Here is a 16,396-nt window from a genome sequence, read left to right as displayed (position 1 = left end):
CTGGACCGGCGGCGGGGATAGGAAGCCTAAAGCATAGAAGGGACCGATCAACAACCCGGCGACTGGCGCAGTGGCGCTGGCAATTCATGAAATCGGGACGATATAAGGTGGGACACATCTTTCTCCCTTTCCCGCCTGCGGGGAGAGCTGAAAGAACGCCGGCGCATCTGAGTGAGGATCGAGTGACACAAGCCAAAACACCTTCCCAGCCTCCCGTCGCGCCGCGCCGGCCGCATTCATTCACGCGGCATGGGATCACCGTGACCGATGACTATGCCTGGTTGAAGGACGAGAAATGGCAGGAGGTGCTGCGCGACCCCGCGGTGCTCGATCCCGACATCCGCAAATATCTCGACGCAGAAAATGGCTACACCGAGAGCCTGCTCGGCCATACCGCAGCCCTCCAGAAGACGCTGGTGCGCGAGATGCGAGGGCGGATCAAGGAGGACGATTCCAGCGTGCCGTCGCCGGATGGTCCCTTCGCCTATTTCCGCAAGTTTCGCGAAGGCGGTCAGCACGAGCTGTTCGGCCGCATGCCGCGCGATGGCGGCGAAGGCCACATCGTGCTCGACGGCGACGCGCTCGCCAAGGACCATACCTATTTCAAATTCGGCGGCAGCCGGCACTCGAACGACCACAGGCTGCAGGCCTGGAGCGCCGACACCAAAGGCTCGGAGTATTTCTCCATCCGCGTGCGCGACTGGGCGACCGGAAACGACCTTGACGACGTCGTCGAGGAGACCGACGGCGGCGTGGTCTGGAGCAAGGACGCCACGTCGTTCTTCTACGTGAAGCTCGACGACAATCATCGCCCGATGCAGGTGTGGCGGCACAAGCTCGGCACCGGGCAGGCCGACGACACGCTGGTTTACGAAGAGCAGGATTCCGGCTGGTTCACCCATCTGCACGAGAGCACCAGCGGCCGCTTCTGCGTGATCGCGGGCGGCGACCACGAGACCTCTGAGCAGCGGCTGATCGATCTCGCCCATCCCGAGGCACCACCGCGCCTCGTCGCGGCGCGCGAGGAAGGCGTGCAATATTCGCTCGCCGACCGTGGCGACGAACTGTTCATCCTCACCAACGCCGACGACGCGATCGACTTCAAGATCGTCACCGCGCCGCTCGCTTCCCCCGAGCGCAAGAACTGGCGCGATCTGATCCCGTATCGCCCGGGCATCTACATCATCGACCTCGATCTCTATGCCGGCCACATGGTGCGGTTGGAGCGCGCCAATGCGCTGCCGTCCATCGTGATCCGCGACCTCGCGACCAAGGAGGAGCACGCCATCGCGTTCGACGAGGCGGCCTATTCGCTGGATACGATGGGCTCCTATGAATTCGAGACGACGAATTTGCGTTTCGCCTATTCGTCGATGACGACGCCGTCGGAAGTCTATGATTACGACATGGTCAAGCGGACGCGCACCCTGCGCAAGCGGCAGGAGATTCCGTCCGGCCACAATGCGGCCGACTACGTCACCACGCGGATCATGGCGAAGGCGCAGGACGGCGCAGAGGTGCCGGTGTCGATCCTCCATCGCCGCGGGCTCACGCTGGACGGCGCGGCGCCGCTGCTGCTCTACGGCTACGGCTCCTACGGCATGGCGATGCCGGCTTCGTTCAGCGCCAACCGGCTGTCGCTGGTCGATCGCGGCTTCGTCTATGCCATCGCCCATATCCGCGGCGGCGCCGACAAGGGCTGGGGCTGGTATCTCGACGGCAAGCGCGAGAAGAAGACGAACTCGTTCGACGATTTCTCGGCCAGCGCCCGCGCGCTGATCGATGCGAAGTACACCAGTGCGAAACGCATCGTCGGCCATGGTGGCTCGGCCGGTGGCATGCTGATGGGCGCGGTCGCCAACCGCGCCGGCGAATTGTTCGCCGGCATCGTCGCCGAAGTGCCGTTCGTCGACGTGCTCAACACCATGCTCGACGACACGCTGCCGCTGACGCCGCCGGAATGGCCGGAATGGGGCAACCCGATCGAAAGCGAGAAGGATTTCCGCACCATCCTGTCGTATTCGCCCTACGACAATGTCGCCGCGAAAGACTATCCCGCGATCCTGGCGATGGGCGGATTGACAGATCCGCGCGTCACGTACTGGGAGCCCGCCAAATGGATCGCGCGCCTGCGGGCGACCATGAGTGGCGGCGGACCGGTGTTGCTCCGGACCAACATGGGCGCCGGCCACGGCGGCGCCTCGGGACGCTTCAACCGGCTGGATGAAGTAGCGATCGTGTATGCGTTCGCGCTGTGGGCTGCGGGGATGGCGGAGGCGGGGGTGTAGGCCACGCTCTCCCGGGTCGTCGTGGCGAAAGCCAGGACCCATACCGCGTGATCCATCCGATAAAGCTCGGTATCAGTACCGCGCGAAAGCATGACGACTCCGGGTCTTCGCCAAATTCCTCCCTGGGGTGATGGGTCCTGGCTTTCGCCAGGACGACGATGGAGATTGCGGGACGAGTTGTCGGCCTTTACCTTCCGTTCGCCTTCCGCCATGCGGCGAAGTCGGTCAGCGTCTGCGGGTCCGTCGCCGGATAGAGACCGAAAATGCCGCGGCCCTTGTTGACTTCCTCGGTGACGAAGTCCTCGAACGCGGTCATCTCGAAGGTCTCGTTGGCGATCTCCTCAGTGAGATGCGCGGGAATCACGATCACGCCGTCACTGTCGCCGAGAATGACGTCGCCGGGAAACACCGGCGCGTCTCCGCAGCCGATCGGCACATTGATCTCGATGGCGTGATGCAGCGTCAAATTGGTCGGCGCGCTCGGACGGTGGTGGTAGGCGGGCATGCCCAGCTTGGCGATCTCGGCCGAGTCGCGAAAACCCCCGTCTGTGACGACCCCGGCGACACCGCGCTTCATCAAGCGCGTGACCAGGATCGCACCGGCGGAAGCGGCGCGCGCGTCCTTGCGGCTGTCCATCACCAGAACGCTGCCCGCCGGGCAATCCTCGACCGCCTTGCGCTGCGGATGGGAGTGATCCCTAAAGACGTCGATGGTGTTGAGATCCTCGCGGGCCGGCATATAGCGCAGCGTGAAGGCTTCACCGACCATGGTGGGCTGGCCGGCACTGAGCGGGTGCACATCCTGGATCATCTGGATGCGCAGGCCGCGCTTGAACAACGCGGTGGCGACGGTGGCGGTGGAAACGGATTTGAGCTTGTTGCGGGTGGCTTCGGTAAGCTTGGTCATTGCATTGGCACTCTTTCTTTTGTCATTTCGGGGCGCGCGTAGCGCGAACCCGGAATCCATCGGGCGGCACAGACTGCGGCCCAATGGATTCCGGGCTCATCGCTTCGCGATGCCCCGGGATGACAGGGTCATCAGTAAATCGAGGGCTCGCCGATCGGCGCGCCGAAATCGGTCTCGAGGAAGTCGAAGTCGCAGCCGTCATTGGCCTGCTTGATGTGCTTGGTGAACATCCAGCCATAGCCGCGCTCGAAGCGGCGCTCGGGCTGCTTCCAGGCGGCACGGCGCTTTTCGAGCTCGGCCTCGGACACATCGAGATCGATGGTGCGGGCGGCGACGTCGAGCGTGATGCGGTCGCCGTTCCGCACCAGCGCCAGCGGCCCGCCGACATAGGATTCGGGGGCGACATGCAAAATGCAGGCCCCGTAGCTGGTGCCGCTCATGCGCGCATCCGAGATCCGCACCATGTCGCGCACGCCTTGCTTCACAAGCTTGGTCGGGATCGGCAGCATGCCCCATTCCGGCATGCCCGGCCCGCCCTGCGGCCCCGCGTTGCGCAAAATGAGAATGTGATCCTCGGTGACGTCGAGATCGGGATCGTCCACCGCCTTCTTCATCGCGGGATAATCGTCGAACACCAGCGCGGGCCCGGTGTGCTTGAGGAAGCGCGGGGCGCAGGCGGAGGGCTTGATGACGCAGCCGTCGGGCGCGAGATTGCCCTTGAGCACGGCGAGTGCGCCTTCCTTGTAGATGGGATTGTCGATCGAGCGGATCACGTCGTCATTGTGGACCTCGGCTCCCTCGATGTTCTCGCCGACCGTCTGGCCGGTGACGGTGATGCAGTCGAGATGCAGGTGCGGCTTGATCTGCCCCATCAGCGCCGGCAGGCCTCCGGCGTAGAAGAAGTCCTCCATCAGATAGGCGTCACCGCTCGGCCGCACATTGGCGATGACGGGCACCTTGCGGCTCGCAATCTCGAAATCGTCGAGGCCGATGTCGAGACCGGCGCGGCGGGCCTGCGCGATCAGATGGATGATCGCGTTGGTCGAACAGCCCATCGCCATCGCGACCGCGATCGCGTTCTCGAAGGCTTTCCGGGTCTGGATCGTCTTCGGCGTCAGATCTTCCCAGACCATCTCGACGATGCGGCGGCCGCATTCGGAGGCCATGCGGATATGGTTGGCATCCGCGGCGGGAATCGAGGACGCGCCCGGCAGCGTCATGCCGATCGCCTCGGCAATCGCGGTCATGGTCGAGGCGGTGCCCATGGTCATGCAGGTGCCGTAGCTGCGCGCAATGCCGGCTTCGATGTCGAGCCAGTCCTTGTCGGAGATCTTGCCGGCGCGCCGCTCGTCCCAGTATTTCCAGCCGTCCGAGCCCGAACCGAGCGTCTTGCCCTTCCAATTGCCGCGCAGCATCGGACCTGCCGGCAGATAGATCGCCGGGATGTTCATCGAGGTCGCACCCAGCAGCAGCGCCGGAGTGGTCTTGTCGCAGCCGCCCATCAGCACCACGCCGTCGACGGGATGGCTGCGCAGCAGCTCCTCGGCGTCCATCGCCAGCAGATTGCGATAGAGCATCGTGGTCGGCTTGAGCAGCGATTCCGACAGCGACAGTGCCGGCAGCTCCAGCGGCAGGCCGCCGGCCATCAGGATGCCGCGCTTGACGTCGTCGACGCGCGACTTGAAGTGCATGTGGCAGGGCTGCGCGTCCGACCAGGTGTTGAGGATCGCGATGATCGGGCGGTCCTTCCACTCCTCCGGCGCGTAGCCCATCTGCATGGCGCGGGAGCGGTGGCCGAACGAGCGGAGATCGTCGGGTGCAAACCAGCGCGCGCTGCGGAGCTGGTCGGGCGTTAGTTTCTTCTTGGTCATGATTGGGTGCCCCATTTCTGCACGGTGTTCCGCTCGATGGCGCGGAAGATCAGGTTTTCGACAAAAAGCCCGATGATGATCACCGTCAAGAGGCCGGCGAAGACCGCAGGTATGTCGAGGAGGTTACGGTTTTCGAAGATGAACCAGCCGAGCCCGCCCTGCCCCGACGATACGCCGAACACCAGCTCGGCCGCGATCAGCGTGCGCCAGGCAAAGGCCCAGCCGATCTTGAGGCCGGTCAGGATCGAGCCGAACGCGGCGGGGATCAGGATTTTCGCGACGTACGGCAATCCCCGAAGGCCGTAATTGCGGCCGACCATGCGCAGCGTGTTGGACACGCTCTTGAAGCCGGAATGGGTGTTGAGCGCGACCGGCCACAGCACCGAATGGATCAGCACAAACACCAGACTGCCGTTGCCGAGACCGAACCAGATCAAAGCGAGCGGCAACAGTGCGATCGCCGGCAGCGGATTGAACATCGCCGTCACAGTCTCGAGAAAATCGGTGCCAATGCGGGTCGAGATCGCGAGCACGGTAAAGATCGCGGCGAGCGCGATGCCGGCCGAATAGCCCATGAACAGCACTTTCAGCGAAGCCCAGGCCCGCATGGGAATCGTGCCGTCCTTGACGCGATCGTACATCGTGAGGACCGTGTCGTGCAGCGTCGGAAACAGCAGGGGATTGTCGAGGGCGAGGCCGTAGGCCTCCCAGACCGCCGCGAGGAACAGGATGATGACGGTCTTGCGGACAAACCCATCGTTCCACAACAGCTCGGGCACGCTCAGCTTGCGCTCGACTTCGGCTGTGCTGGCGGCGACCGGCGCCTCACGTAGCAGGATCCTGGCTGCGCCCATGAGAGGCTCCCTCAATACGCCGTGCCTTCGGCGGCGAACAGGAGATCGTGGATCTCCTTCTCGAGCCGGCCGGCACTGCCATCGTCATTCGAGACCTTGTCGACGTCCACCACTTCGGCCTTGACGCGGCCGGGATGCGGCGACAGCAGCAGGATGCGGTTGCCGATGCGAATCGCTTCCGCAATCGAGTGGGTCACGAACAGCACGGTGAATTTGGTCTCGCTCCAGAGCTGGAGCAGCTCGTCCTGACAGGTCCGGCGCGTCAGCGCGTCGAGCGCGGCGAACGGCTCGTCCATCAGCAGGATGTCGGGCTCCATTGCCATGCCACGCGCGATCGCGACGCGCTGCTTCATGCCGCCGGAGAGCGTGTGCGGATAGGCATCGACGACGCGGGTCAGGCCGACCTTCTCGATATAGGCCCGCGCCCGCACCTCGGCGTCCTTGCGCGACAATTTTCGCGCGGTCAGCAGCGGAAACATCACGTTGGCCAGCACGCTCTTCCAGGGCAGCAGCTGGTCGAACTCCTGGAAGATCATCATGCGATCGGCGCCGGGACCGTGGATCTCGCGGTCGTTGATGGTCATGCGACCTTCGCTCGGCGCCATGTAGCCGCCGACGGCCTTGAGCAGGGTCGACTTGCCGCAGCCGGACGGCCCGAGCAGCACGAAGCGGTCGGACTTGTCGACGGTGAAGCTCACCCTTTCCGTGGCGGTGACGACGGCGCTGGAGGTCTTGTAACGCAGAGTCACGGAGCTGACGTCGAGCAGCGCCATCAGTTGCCCTTCAGATCGTGGGCGACGGGCAGATAGTAATCGGTCCAGGCCTTGGGCTGGGTCTTCAGCGTGCCCGTCTTGAACAGATGGGCGGCGAATTTCATCGTGCCCTGCGGTTCGAGATTCCACTCCATCATGCCAGGCTCCTTGAGCAGATCGAGCAGCTCTTCCACCGAGGTCTTGTCGCCGGTGATCTCCTTGTAGATCTCGACCGCCTGCTTGGTGTCGCTACGGATCAGATCCTGCGCCTCCTTGGTCGCATCACGCACGGCCTGGATGATTTTCGGGTTGGCATCGGCGAACTTTGTGGTGGTGAAGAACTGCGCCTGGCTGAGCGGGCCGCCCATCACGTCAGGCGACGACAGCACGACATGCGCACCCGGCACGTTCTTCAGCTCGAGGAACGTGAACGGCGGAATCGAGAAATGGGTGTGCACCTCGTGCTTGGCGTTGGACAGCGCCGCATAGGCGTCGGGATGGCCGAGCTGCACCGTGTTGACGTCCAGCTTCGACCATTGGTCGGCGCCAAAGGCCTCGGCGGCGGCGATCTGGAGCACGATCGCCTGGGTCGAGACTTTGACGGTCGGCACCGCGATCTTGTCGCCGGGACCGAAATCCCTGATCGACTTGATGTTGGCGTCGCGGCTGATCAGCGTCATCGGCTGCGCCGAGGTCGCGACGATGCCCTTGACCCCGCCGCGGGTGCGGTCCCACAGCAGCAGCAGATTGCCGGTGCCGGTGTTGAGGATGTCGACGCCGCCCGCGAGCAGCGCATCGGTCTGCGCACCGCCGCCGGAGAAGGTGACCCATTTGGTGGTGACACCCGCCACCCCGAGCTGGGCTGCATGCTTTTCGATCAGCTTCTGTTTTTCCATGACGTGGCTCGGCATGTAGAAAATGCCGGGTTGGCGCGACAGCGATATCTCGGATTTTTGCTGCGCCGTCGCGGGCGAGGCCGTCAGCGCCGTCGCGGCGATCAGGGCGATGGCCGTGAGGCCGCACTGCAATTGCTTGATCATTGTTGTTCGTTTCCTCCGGCCGCCATTGACGAGCGATCTCGCTGATGCACTAATGTATTAGTGTATCAAAGGCAAGGCCGGCCGGAGCTCTTCGCATGGAACCAGCCCAACCCGCGCCCCGCGGCGCCGCCCGCCCCGGCGCGCGGCTCGACCGGGCCCGGCAGGCCGCACCGCAAGTGTTCGAGCGGCTGCGCAACGCCATTCTCGCGCTCGAACTGCCGCCGGGGTCGCCGCTGTCGCGCACGGATCTCGCCGCACAATTCGGCGTCAGCTCGACGCCGATCCGCGACGCCTTGATGCGGCTGGAGGAAGAAGGGCTGGTCGACGTGTTTCCGCAGCACGCCACCGTCGTCAGCCGGGTCGATGTCGGTCGGGCCGAGCAGGCCCATTTCCTGCGCCAGGCGCTGGAGCTCGAAATCGTCCGTCTGCTCGCGCAGCAGCACGGCGAAGCGCTGGTCATACGCCTCGACCACACGATCGCGCTCCAGCAGCAATGCGCCAAGGCCGGAGACTTCGAGAGCTTCATCGCCGGCGACAATGATTTTCATGCGCAGCTTTATGCCGCGGCCGGCAAGCAGGAACTCTGGACGCTGGTGCGCAGCCGCAGCGGACATATCGACCGGCTGCGCCGGCTGCATCTACCCTCACCCGGCAAGGCCCAGAACATCGTCCGCCACCACAAGCTGATCACGCGCGCGATCGAGGCCGGCGACGCCGATGCTGCGCAACAGCATCTGCGCAAACACCTGTCGGGCACGTTGAGCGAGCTCGCCACGATCCGAAGCCACTATCCGGAATATTTGACCGACTAGGCCTATGGCGCGCGGTTGTCGCGAGTGCTTGTGCACGTCACCGTGCATAGGTTGGCGCAATCGTTTCGCCATTTGCGAGCAATCGTCGGATCGATGGCGAAGTGCTTGCAGGCCGGATGCAATCCGCGCAACAATTTCAGAGTTGATGGTTTGATTTGCGGTCGCTGGGAAGCCCCATCCGGCCCGGGAGGACACCAGACGTGGCCAACATCCTGATCGTGGATGACGATCCGGCCGTGCAGATGACGATCCGGCTGCTCCTGGAGAGGGCCGGTCATCACATCACCGTCGCCGGAGACGGCCGCAAGGGACTTGCGCTGTTCGAGGCCAGCCAGTTCGACTTGCTGTTTCTCGACATCTTCATGCCCGGCATGGACGGCCTGGAGACGATGCGCCACATCCGGGCGCTGCAGCCGGCGATTCCGATCGTCGTCATTTCCGGCCGTTCGTTCACGCCGGATGCCCATGCGGAGCCGGACTTCCTCAGGATGGCGACCAAGCTCGGCGCGGTGGCGAGCCTGCAGAAGCCGTTCCGGGCCGACGCGCTGCTCGCCGCGGTCGCTGGCTGCCTGGACGCGGCGCGGGCCGCATCGGTGAGGAATCCGGATGTCAGCACCGGCCGCCGATGACAAGAACCTTCATTCTGTTCCAACCAAGCGCGGGCACGGCCATTCAGGACGCGGTGCAAATATCGCCATGACGCTCGCTACGCGGCTCGCCATCGCGATGATCCTGCTGGTGGCGGTCACCGTGGCCGCAGTCGGCTGGCTCGGCTATCGCAATATCACCCAGGCCGTCATTCCGCGGGTCCTGGAACGGATTGAAGCCCAGTCGAGCCTGCTGGCCACCCATCTTGAATCCTACGTTGCCGGCGCTCGCGGCGATCTGCTCGGTTATCGCTCCGCCGCGGCCATCAACGGCCTGATCCGTACCCATATCGGTGGAGGCCTCGACGATGTCGACGGCGTTTCCGAGCAAACCTGGCGCGAGCGCATCGCTGCGCGGCTCGCAGCCGAGATCGACGCGAAACCGAGCTACGGGCAATTTCGAATCATCGGCCTTGACGACGACCAGCGCGAGCTGGTCCGCGTCGATCGCACCGGCCCGAACGGAACAGCACGGATTGTCCCCGACGGCGAACTGGAACGCAAGAGCGACCGAACCTACTTCCAGGAGACGATTCAATTGGCGCCGGGCGACATCTATGTTTCGCCCGTCGATCTCGCCACGCGGCAGGGAGGGACCACGGACCCTCACATTCCGACATTGCGCGTCGCGACGCCGCTGTTCTCGCCTGATAGCAAGCCGTTCGGCATCATCATCGCCAATATCGACATGCGTCCTGCGCTCGACCGCGTCCGCTCGACCGCGAGCGCAGGAGGAGAAATCTATGTCGTGAATTCGCGTGGCGACTATCTTGTCCACCCTGATCGCGCGCGGGAATTCGGTGCATTGCTTGGCAACGCCAACGATTGGCGCCGAGACTTTCCTTTCTTTGCAGCCCGGGCCGGCCTGCCGCAAGGATCCACGCAGCTTACGAGCGATCAAGCGGGCCGGCCGAGTGGAGCGGCGATCGCACCGGTACTGCTGGCCGGCAAGGAGTGGTTGGCAGTCATCGAGACGGCACCACCATCCGTGTTCAGTAGCGTTCCGGCGGCCATTCAAAAAACCTCCTCGCTGGTCGGCCTGCTTGCCATCCTTGCCGCAGCTTTGCTTGCGGTGCTGCTGGCGCGCTCATTGACGCGGCCGATCGGGCGTCTGACCGCGGCGGTGGAAGCGATCGGCAGCGGACGGCGCGCCGAGATTCCCGTCGATGCGAGCGGAGAGACAGGCGTGCTGGCGCGGGCATTCGCGCAAATGGTCGAAGAAACGAGAGCAAAGACGGCCGCGCTTGAACGCGAGATCGAGGAGCATCGCCGCACCGAGGCCGCGCGAAGCCATCATGAAGCGCGCGAGCGCTTGTTCAGCGCCGCCGTCGAATCCTCCGACGATGCGATCGTGATGCAATCGCTCGACGCCATCATCACCGGCTGGAATGCGGCCGCCGAGCGCCTCTACGGCTATTCGGCGAATGAGGCGATCGGGCAATCCACCTCGATCATCGTCCCACCCGACCGACGCGAGCAAGGCAAGGACTATTTGCGGCGGATCGCCGGAGGTGAACCGATCGAACGCTTCGAGACGGTGCGCCTGCGCAAGGATGGCACGTCGGTCGAAATCTCACTCAGCCTGTCGCCGATCAGGGGCCCGTCTGGCGAGATCGTGGGCGCCTCCGGCACGGCGCGCAGCCTGACCGAGGCGCGGCGGGCCGAGCGGGCGCTGCAGCAGCAGCTCGAGGAACGGCGGCAGATCTTCGAGACCTCCCAGGATCTGATCATGGTGATGGACGCGCGCGGCCACATCGCGCAGATCAGTCCGAGCAGCGAGGCCATCCTCGGCTACCGGCCGGAGCAGATGATCGGTCGCAGCGGCGCCGATTTCATTCATCCGGACCACCTCGACCGGTCGCGCGACGAGATGCGCGCACTGCGGCGCGGCGAACGTCCGAGGCTCGCCGACACCCGCTGCTTCCACAAGAATGGCCACGAGGTCTGGCTGTCCTGGCTCGCCAGCTGGTCCGCCCAGGCCAATCGCTACTTCTTTGTCGGGCGCGACATGACGGAGGCGAGGCTTGCACAGGAGTCCTTGCGGGAGAGCGAACAGCTGGCGCGCAACATTGTCGAGACCTCGCTCGATGCTTTCACCCAGACCGACCACACCGGGACCATCCTGAGTTGGAACTCGCAAGCCGAGAAGCTCTTCGGATGGACGCGTGAGGAGGCGATCGGCGAGGATGCGATCGAGCTTTTCGTCGCCCCCAGTGAGCGCGAAAGTGTCAGGGCCAGACTGAAGCTCTTTCTCGAATCCGAGCAACAATCGCTGGCCAATCCACGGCGCGACCTTTTGGTGCGGCGGCGCGACGGCAAGGAGTTCAGGGCCGAGCTCAGCGTCACGGCGCTCCGGCGACGCGAAGGCGTTCTCTTCAATTCGTTCTACCGCGACCTGACCGACAAGATCGCGGCCGACGAGCGCATCCGCCAGGCCGAAAAGATGGAGGCGGTGGGCCAACTCACCGGCGGCGTGGCGCACGATTTCAACAACATCCTCACCGTCATCACCGGCACGATCGAGATCCTGGCCGACGCGGTGGCCAAGGAGCCGGAGCTCGCCGCGATCACGAAGATGATCGACGAGGCCGCCGGGCGTGGCGCCGAGCTGACGCAGCATCTGCTGGCGTTTGCGCGCAAGCAGCCGCTCCAGCCGCGCGAAATCGACGTCAACGCGCTGATCATCGACACGGCGAAACTGTTGCGGCCGACGCTGGGCGAGCAGATCCATATCGAATCGGTGTTCGAGGACGAGAATTGCGTCGCGATCGTCGATCCCAGCCAGCTCACCACCGCGATCCTCAACCTCGCGCTCAATGCCCGCGACGCCATGCCGGGCGGCGGCAAGCTGATCGTGGAGACGGGCGCGGCCTATCTCGACGAGGTCTATGCCAACGTCAACGACGTCCCGCCGGGACACTACGTGCTGATCGCCGTGAGCGACACCGGCAGCGGAATTCCCGCCAACATGCTGGCCAGGGTGTTCGACCCCTTCTTCACCTCGAAGGGACCGGGCAAGGGCACCGGACTCGGGCTTTCGATGGTCTACGGCTTCATCAAGCAGTCAGCGGGCCATATCAAGATCTACAGCGAGGAAGACCACGGCACCACGATCAAGATGTATCTGCCGCCCGGCAAGACGCCAACGGCGGTCGGCGAGAGCGCGACGCCGGCGACCATCGAGGGCGGACACGAGACGATCCTTGTGGTCGAGGACGACCGGCTGGTGCGCGACTACGTGCTGGCACAGCTGCATTCGCTCGGCTACGTCACCTTGCAGGCTGCGAACGCCGCGGAGGCGCTCGCAATCGTCGCCGCCGGAAAACCGTTCGACCTCCTGTTCACCGACGTTATCATGCCCGGCAAGATGAACGGGCGGCAGCTCGCCGACGAACTGCAGAGAACGCGTCCCGATCTCAGGGTGCTCTACACGTCCGGCTACACCGAGAACGCGATCATCCATCACGGCCGGCTGGATTCGGGCGTTCTGCTGCTGGCGAAGCCCTATCGGAAATCGGATCTGGCACGGGCCATCCGCAAGGCGCTGAGCGGGTGATGTGAGGGGCCGTAGCCCGGATGGAGCGTAGCGCAATCCGGGACGTGTCTTGCCGTGGACACGGATCCCCGGATTTCGCTACGCTCCATCCGGGCTACTGCCGATAAATTTACGACGCGCGCTGCGCCGCGGTCATCACGATCCGGATCAGATCGGCGGCATTGCGCGCACCGAGCTTCTTCATGATGTTGGCGCGGTGGTCCTCGATGGTGCGCGGGCTGATGCCGAGCGTGCGGCCGGCTTCCTTGTTGGAAGCGCCGGCGGCGAACTGCTCGAGCACCTCGCGTTCCCTGCGCGTCAACGGCTCGCGCCCGGGGAAATGCAGCGAGCCGAACTTCGGCGCCGCGTTCTCCGACTGCCTGCGTGCATAGGCGCCGATCGCCTCGTCGAGCCGGCCGACGATCTCGCTGCCGCGGAACGGCTTCTCGATGAAGTCGAGCGCGCCGCTCTTGATGGCCCCGACCGCCATCGCGATATCGCCCTGCCCGGAGATCATGAAGATCGGTGCCGGATAGTCTTCGCCGTGCAGCTCATTGAGAATGTCGAGACCCGACTTGCCGGGAATGTGCACGTCGAGCAGGACCGCTGCAGGTGTGCGGCTTCGCGCGACAGAGAGCAATGCTGCGCCGTCCGCAAAACAGATCACCTCATAGCCCGCCGCCTTCAACACCATCGACAAGGTGTCGCGAACGGCAGCGTCGTCGTCGACCACGAAGATTTCACCGCGAGAGCTTTGTTCGGCCATGTGCCACACATCCGGTTGGCATGAAGGACTCGCGTCCGCCCCAACCGTTATGGCGTTCGGCGCGGATTCGGCCCACCGTATTTGTACGGGACATGGACTTAACGCACAAGTAGCGGCAAGGCGCCCAATTGCAGAGGACGGAGAATATCCATGCTAAATTGGGCCGCTACGCCGCCTCTCGTCGCGATGCCCGAAGTCGAGAGCCGTGAGCTGATTGCGGCGGACCTTCGCATGCTGATCTCGCAGATCGAGACCAGTATGCGCCGGACCGCCACAGCCATTGATCAAGAACACGGCAGCGATCCGGAAGGTTCCGCCGACGTTTTCGTGCTCGACGACGTCACACCCAGGTATGCCATCGCGATCGCCGCGCTCGACGCCTGCCGGGCGGGCCTTGGGCCACGCCGCTGAATGCCTGTCGGAAACTGGCAGCACGGTATAGATCGCGGTTGCTGCGGCGCGACGACCGCATTTCATCGCATGGCAGGCCCGCGGCTCAGGCGCGGTGCCGCTCCACGATCGCGTCGGTGGCGACACCACCCCAGGTGTGGATAGCCGGCAGGCCCATCGCGGTCTTGCTGAGATTGGCGAGGCTGATGCGCAATGCGGCCAGATCCAGCGGCTTGGGCAGGCTCTGGAGCTCGATCCCGACGGAACGGGCGAAGCTGCGGGCGGCGCTGCGGCGCTTGCCGTCCATGCCGCTGATGACGATCACGGCGCCGCCAAATTTCGCCTTGGCCATCTCGCCCAGCACGTCGATGCCGTCGCCATCCTCCAGCAGGAGATCGAGTGTCACGCAGTCGAAGCGCGCGGTGCGGAGTTTTTCGATCGCTTCGGCCACGGACGGCGCCACGGTGACTTCATGGCCGGCCTGCTTGGCCGCGACCGTGATCAGGCTGCGCTGCGTGGCGTCGTCATCGACCACCAGAAGCTGAAGTGCGCGCCGCTCGGCGCCGTCGGGCAGGTTTGACGGGAGAGGGGAAAAAGAGCTTCTGGGCATTGCGGTATCCTGAGATTGAGACCGGCAATGCATACACGGCTCGCGCTTAGGCGACGTAAAGTCGCCAAGGCAAATTCAGTCGGATGTTTCAGCAAATGTGAACCAACTTCGCGGCAAACGGCGACGAGACGCAGGTGACGATCACGCCGCCTCGTCACGGCCACCGGCGGCGCCGCGCTTCTTCCGGTTCTTGCCACGCAGGAATTGGATGTCCATTTCGACGCCGTTGACGCGCACCAGTTCGCAGCGGCGGTAGGCAAGCCCGGTGGACGACAGCAGCAGGAAGAACTCCTTGAGGTTCAGGCCCTGAATGGAGCCTTCCACCGTCAGGATAGCGTCGGTGTCGGAGATCGCGTTGAGCTTGCAGTCGCGGCGCCACGTGCCGTCGATGGCCATGATGCAGACATCATAGCCGCGACTGAACGTCACGCGTTCCGCGCCCTTGCCATCCTCGGCCATGCCTATCGTCCTGCCATGACCGCTACGCGCGGCACGGCGCCGGCAAGCGCCGGCTTGGCGGCCGCGGCACGCGGGTCGTTCGGCTTGTAGAGACCGCGCCGCTCTGGAATTGGCCTGAACGTGTCGGTCAGTCCGACCACCGTTTCGGCCGCGCCCAGCACCAGGAAACCGTCTCCCTCGATCTGGCGAGCCAGGCGGTTGAAGATGTTGATCTTGGTGTCCTGATCGAAATAGATCAGCACGTTGCGGCAGAAGATGACGTCGAAGGTGCCGAGCTGAGCGAAATCGTGCAGCAGATTGAGCTGCCGGTGCTGGATCATCGCCCGCAGCTCGGGATTGATCTGCCAGGTCTCACCGGTCTGCTTGAAATATTTCATCAGCATCTGGATCGGCAGGCCGCGCTGCACTTCGAACTGGCTGTAGATGCCGGCCTTGGCCTTCTCGAGCACCTCCTGCGACAAATCGGTCGCGATGATCTCGACGCGCCAGCCGGTCAGGGCCGCACCCATCTCCTTCAGGCTCATCGCCAGCGAATAGGGCTCCTGCCCGGTCGAGCCGGCGGCGCACCAGATGCGCACGCTGCGGCGGCCGGCGCGGGCCTTGATGACCTCCGGCATGATGGTGTCGCGGAAATGATCGAACGGGACCTTGTCGCGAAAGAAGAAGGTCTCGTTGGTGGTCATCGCCTCGACCACGCTGGTGACGAGCGCGCCCGAGCCAGCGCCTTGCAGCTTCTGCACGAGTTCGCCGATGCCAGGGATCCCGGCCTTGCGCGCCAGCGGCAACAGCCGGCTTTCAATCAGATATTGCTTGTCTGCGGACAGATCGAGCCCGGAATGATCCCTCAGGAACTTACGCAGATACTCATACTCGGTCGGGGTCACTGATAGGCCTCTCGGAAGCTGTACTGGGAACACTCTGGCTGGAACACTCCGCCAGACACTCAGACCATGGCTTGCCCGACCGGGATCAAGCCGACTTCAGCGAATTTGTCGGCGATGATGTCTTTGTCGAAGGGCTTCATGATGTACTCGTTGGCGCCCCCGCTGAGCGCCTGAGCGATATGAGCCACGTTGTTTTCGGTGGTGCAGAACACGACCTTGGGCTCCTCGCCGCCCGGCAGGCGGCGCATGTGGCCCATGAACTCGAAGCCGTCCATCACCGGCATGTTCCAGTCCAGCAGCACCGCGTCCGGCAGCTTGTGCTGGCAGATCTCGAGCGCCTTGGAGCCGTCCTCGGCCTCCGTGACTTCGAATTCCAGGCCTTCCAGGATTCGGCGTGCGATCTTGCGCACGACGCTGGAATCATCGACCACCAAACACGTCTTCATTTCGGTTCTCCGGCTTCGATGTTTCTGGGGCTCACGCAGCCATTTGCACTTCGGTCTTGAGCTCGAGGACGCGGTCGACGTCGAGGACGACCATGAGCTGGCCGTCGAGACGGTGGACACCGCCGGCGAGCTTGG

Annotated in this window: 15 protein-coding genes and 1 pseudogene; 5 read left to right on the top strand and 11 right to left on the bottom strand. The window is 64.3% G+C overall.

The window, feature by feature from the left end; all coding sequences use genetic code 11:
* Positions 1-182: 182 nt before the first annotated feature.
* The gene (locus AC0L2J_RS24985) at positions 183-2,288 is read left to right on the top strand and encodes a S9 family peptidase (protein WP_473394834.1); all 2,106 of its coding nucleotides are present in this window, start codon (positions 183-185) and stop codon (positions 2,286-2,288) included.
* Positions 2,289-2,475: 187 nt separating this feature from the next.
* On the opposite strand, the gene AC0L2J_RS24980 is transcribed toward AC0L2J_RS24985, so the two are convergent.
* From AC0L2J_RS24980 to AC0L2J_RS24960, 5 genes are all read right to left on the bottom strand, one after another.
* On the bottom strand, positions 2,476-3,195 hold the full coding sequence (locus AC0L2J_RS24980) for a ribonuclease activity regulator RraA (RefSeq protein ID WP_063992391.1): 720 nt from the start codon (positions 3,193-3,195) through the stop codon (positions 2,476-2,478).
* Between the two features lie 131 nt (positions 3,196-3,326).
* Positions 3,327-5,066 carry an L-arabinonate dehydratase gene (gene araD, locus AC0L2J_RS24975; protein WP_473394833.1) on the bottom strand — a complete coding sequence of 580 codons (1,740 nt, stop codon included), beginning with the start codon at positions 5,064-5,066 and terminating at the stop codon, positions 3,327-3,329.
* Entirely contained in the window at positions 5,063-5,920 is an 858-nt protein-coding gene (locus AC0L2J_RS24970) for an ABC transporter permease (protein ID WP_473394832.1), read from the bottom strand. Before AC0L2J_RS24970 ends, araD begins: the two co-directional genes overlap by 4 nt.
* A gap of 11 nt (positions 5,921-5,931) precedes the next feature.
* A complete protein-coding gene (locus tag AC0L2J_RS24965; RefSeq protein ID WP_473394831.1) occupies positions 5,932-6,693 on the bottom strand; it encodes an ABC transporter ATP-binding protein in 762 nt (253 codons plus the stop codon).
* Positions 6,693-7,712 carry an ABC transporter substrate-binding protein gene (locus tag AC0L2J_RS24960; protein WP_007604424.1) on the bottom strand — a complete coding sequence of 340 codons (1,020 nt, stop codon included), beginning with the start codon at positions 7,710-7,712 and terminating at the stop codon, positions 6,693-6,695. Before AC0L2J_RS24960 ends, AC0L2J_RS24965 begins: the two co-directional genes overlap by 1 nt.
* Positions 7,713-7,807: 95 nt before the next feature.
* Here AC0L2J_RS24960 and AC0L2J_RS24955 point away from each other — a divergent pair, with 95 nt between their 5' ends.
* The 3 genes from AC0L2J_RS24955 to AC0L2J_RS24945 all read left to right on the top strand — a co-directional run bounded on the left by AC0L2J_RS24955 (position 7,808) and on the right by AC0L2J_RS24945 (position 12,727).
* Complete coding sequence (locus tag AC0L2J_RS24955; protein ID WP_473251329.1) at positions 7,808-8,524, top strand: GntR family transcriptional regulator; 717 nt, start codon at positions 7,808-7,810, stop codon at positions 8,522-8,524.
* A 200-nt stretch (positions 8,525-8,724) separates the two neighbouring features.
* The gene (locus tag AC0L2J_RS24950; RefSeq protein WP_473394830.1) at positions 8,725-9,153 is read left to right on the top strand and encodes a response regulator; all 429 of its coding nucleotides are present in this window, start codon (positions 8,725-8,727) and stop codon (positions 9,151-9,153) included.
* Entirely contained in the window at positions 9,131-12,727 is a 3,597-nt protein-coding gene (locus AC0L2J_RS24945; protein WP_473394829.1) for a PAS domain S-box protein, read from the top strand. Before AC0L2J_RS24950 ends, AC0L2J_RS24945 begins: the two co-directional genes overlap by 23 nt.
* A gap of 109 nt (positions 12,728-12,836) precedes the next feature.
* Here AC0L2J_RS24945 and AC0L2J_RS24940 read toward each other — a convergent pair whose 3' ends face one another.
* Positions 12,837-13,472 carry a response regulator transcription factor gene (locus AC0L2J_RS24940; RefSeq protein WP_007604420.1) on the bottom strand — a complete coding sequence of 212 codons (636 nt, stop codon included), beginning with the start codon at positions 13,470-13,472 and terminating at the stop codon, positions 12,837-12,839.
* A gap of 150 nt (positions 13,473-13,622) precedes the next feature.
* Between AC0L2J_RS24940 and AC0L2J_RS24935 the strand changes: the two genes are divergently transcribed.
* Positions 13,623-13,883 carry a hypothetical protein gene (locus AC0L2J_RS24935; RefSeq protein WP_473394828.1) on the top strand — a complete coding sequence of 87 codons (261 nt, stop codon included), beginning with the start codon at positions 13,623-13,625 and terminating at the stop codon, positions 13,881-13,883.
* Between the two features lie 85 nt (positions 13,884-13,968).
* Here the strand turns inward: AC0L2J_RS24935 and AC0L2J_RS24930 are convergent, their stop codons facing one another.
* The 5 genes and pseudogenes from AC0L2J_RS24930 to AC0L2J_RS24910 form a co-directional block, all read right to left on the bottom strand.
* Positions 13,969-14,472, bottom strand: a complete 504-nt coding sequence (locus AC0L2J_RS24930) for a response regulator (RefSeq protein WP_007604418.1) — start codon at positions 14,470-14,472, stop codon at positions 13,969-13,971.
* A gap of 141 nt (positions 14,473-14,613) precedes the next feature.
* Complete coding sequence (locus AC0L2J_RS24925) at positions 14,614-14,931, bottom strand: hypothetical protein (protein WP_007598957.1); 318 nt, start codon at positions 14,929-14,931, stop codon at positions 14,614-14,616.
* A 2-nt stretch (positions 14,932-14,933) separates the two neighbouring features.
* Positions 14,934-15,815, bottom strand: coding sequence for a CheR family methyltransferase (locus tag AC0L2J_RS24920; RefSeq protein ID WP_473394827.1), 882 nt, complete (start codon positions 15,813-15,815; stop codon positions 14,934-14,936).
* A gap of 59 nt (positions 15,816-15,874) precedes the next feature.
* Positions 15,875-16,261, bottom strand: coding sequence for a response regulator (locus AC0L2J_RS24915; protein ID WP_007604416.1), 387 nt, complete (start codon positions 16,259-16,261; stop codon positions 15,875-15,877).
* Positions 16,262-16,292: 31 nt separating this feature from the next.
* A pseudogene (locus AC0L2J_RS24910) lies at positions 16,293-16,396 on the bottom strand (chemotaxis protein CheW); the annotation flags it as partial.

The sequence above is a fragment of the Bradyrhizobium sp. MV1.5 genome, from assembly GCF_055807615.1.
This window is presented reverse-complemented; position numbering and strand designations above follow the sequence as displayed.

What these genes read in the sequence shown, in the direction of transcription:
- AC0L2J_RS24980 (WP_063992391.1), bottom strand. Translation starts at nt 3,195, where the DNA reads ATGACCAAGCTTACCGAAGCCACCCGCAACAAGCTCAAATCCGTTTCC.
- araD (WP_473394833.1), bottom strand. Translation starts at nt 5,066, where the DNA reads ATGACCAAGAAGAAACTAACGCCCGACCAGCTCCGCAGCGCGCGCTGG.
- AC0L2J_RS24970 (WP_473394832.1), bottom strand. Translation starts at nt 5,920, where the DNA reads ATGGGCGCAGCCAGGATCCTGCTACGTGAGGCGCCGGTCGCCGCCAGC.
- AC0L2J_RS24965 (WP_473394831.1), bottom strand. Translation starts at nt 6,693, where the DNA reads ATGGCGCTGCTCGACGTCAGCTCCGTGACTCTGCGTTACAAGACCTCC.
- AC0L2J_RS24960 (WP_007604424.1), bottom strand. Translation starts at nt 7,712, where the DNA reads ATGATCAAGCAATTGCAGTGCGGCCTCACGGCCATCGCCCTGATCGCC.
- AC0L2J_RS24955 (WP_473251329.1), top strand. Translation starts at nt 7,808, where the DNA reads ATGGAACCAGCCCAACCCGCGCCCCGCGGCGCCGCCCGCCCCGGCGCG.
- AC0L2J_RS24945 (WP_473394829.1), top strand. Translation starts at nt 9,131, where the DNA reads ATGTCAGCACCGGCCGCCGATGACAAGAACCTTCATTCTGTTCCAACC.
- AC0L2J_RS24940 (WP_007604420.1), bottom strand. Translation starts at nt 13,472, where the DNA reads ATGGCCGAACAAAGCTCTCGCGGTGAAATCTTCGTGGTCGACGACGAC.
- AC0L2J_RS24935 (WP_473394828.1), top strand. Translation starts at nt 13,623, where the DNA reads ATGCTAAATTGGGCCGCTACGCCGCCTCTCGTCGCGATGCCCGAAGTC.
- AC0L2J_RS24930 (WP_007604418.1), bottom strand. Translation starts at nt 14,472, where the DNA reads ATGCCCAGAAGCTCTTTTTCCCCTCTCCCGTCAAACCTGCCCGACGGC.
- AC0L2J_RS24925 (WP_007598957.1), bottom strand. Translation starts at nt 14,931, where the DNA reads ATGGCCGAGGATGGCAAGGGCGCGGAACGCGTGACGTTCAGTCGCGGC.
- AC0L2J_RS24915 (WP_007604416.1), bottom strand. Translation starts at nt 16,261, where the DNA reads ATGAAGACGTGTTTGGTGGTCGATGATTCCAGCGTCGTGCGCAAGATC.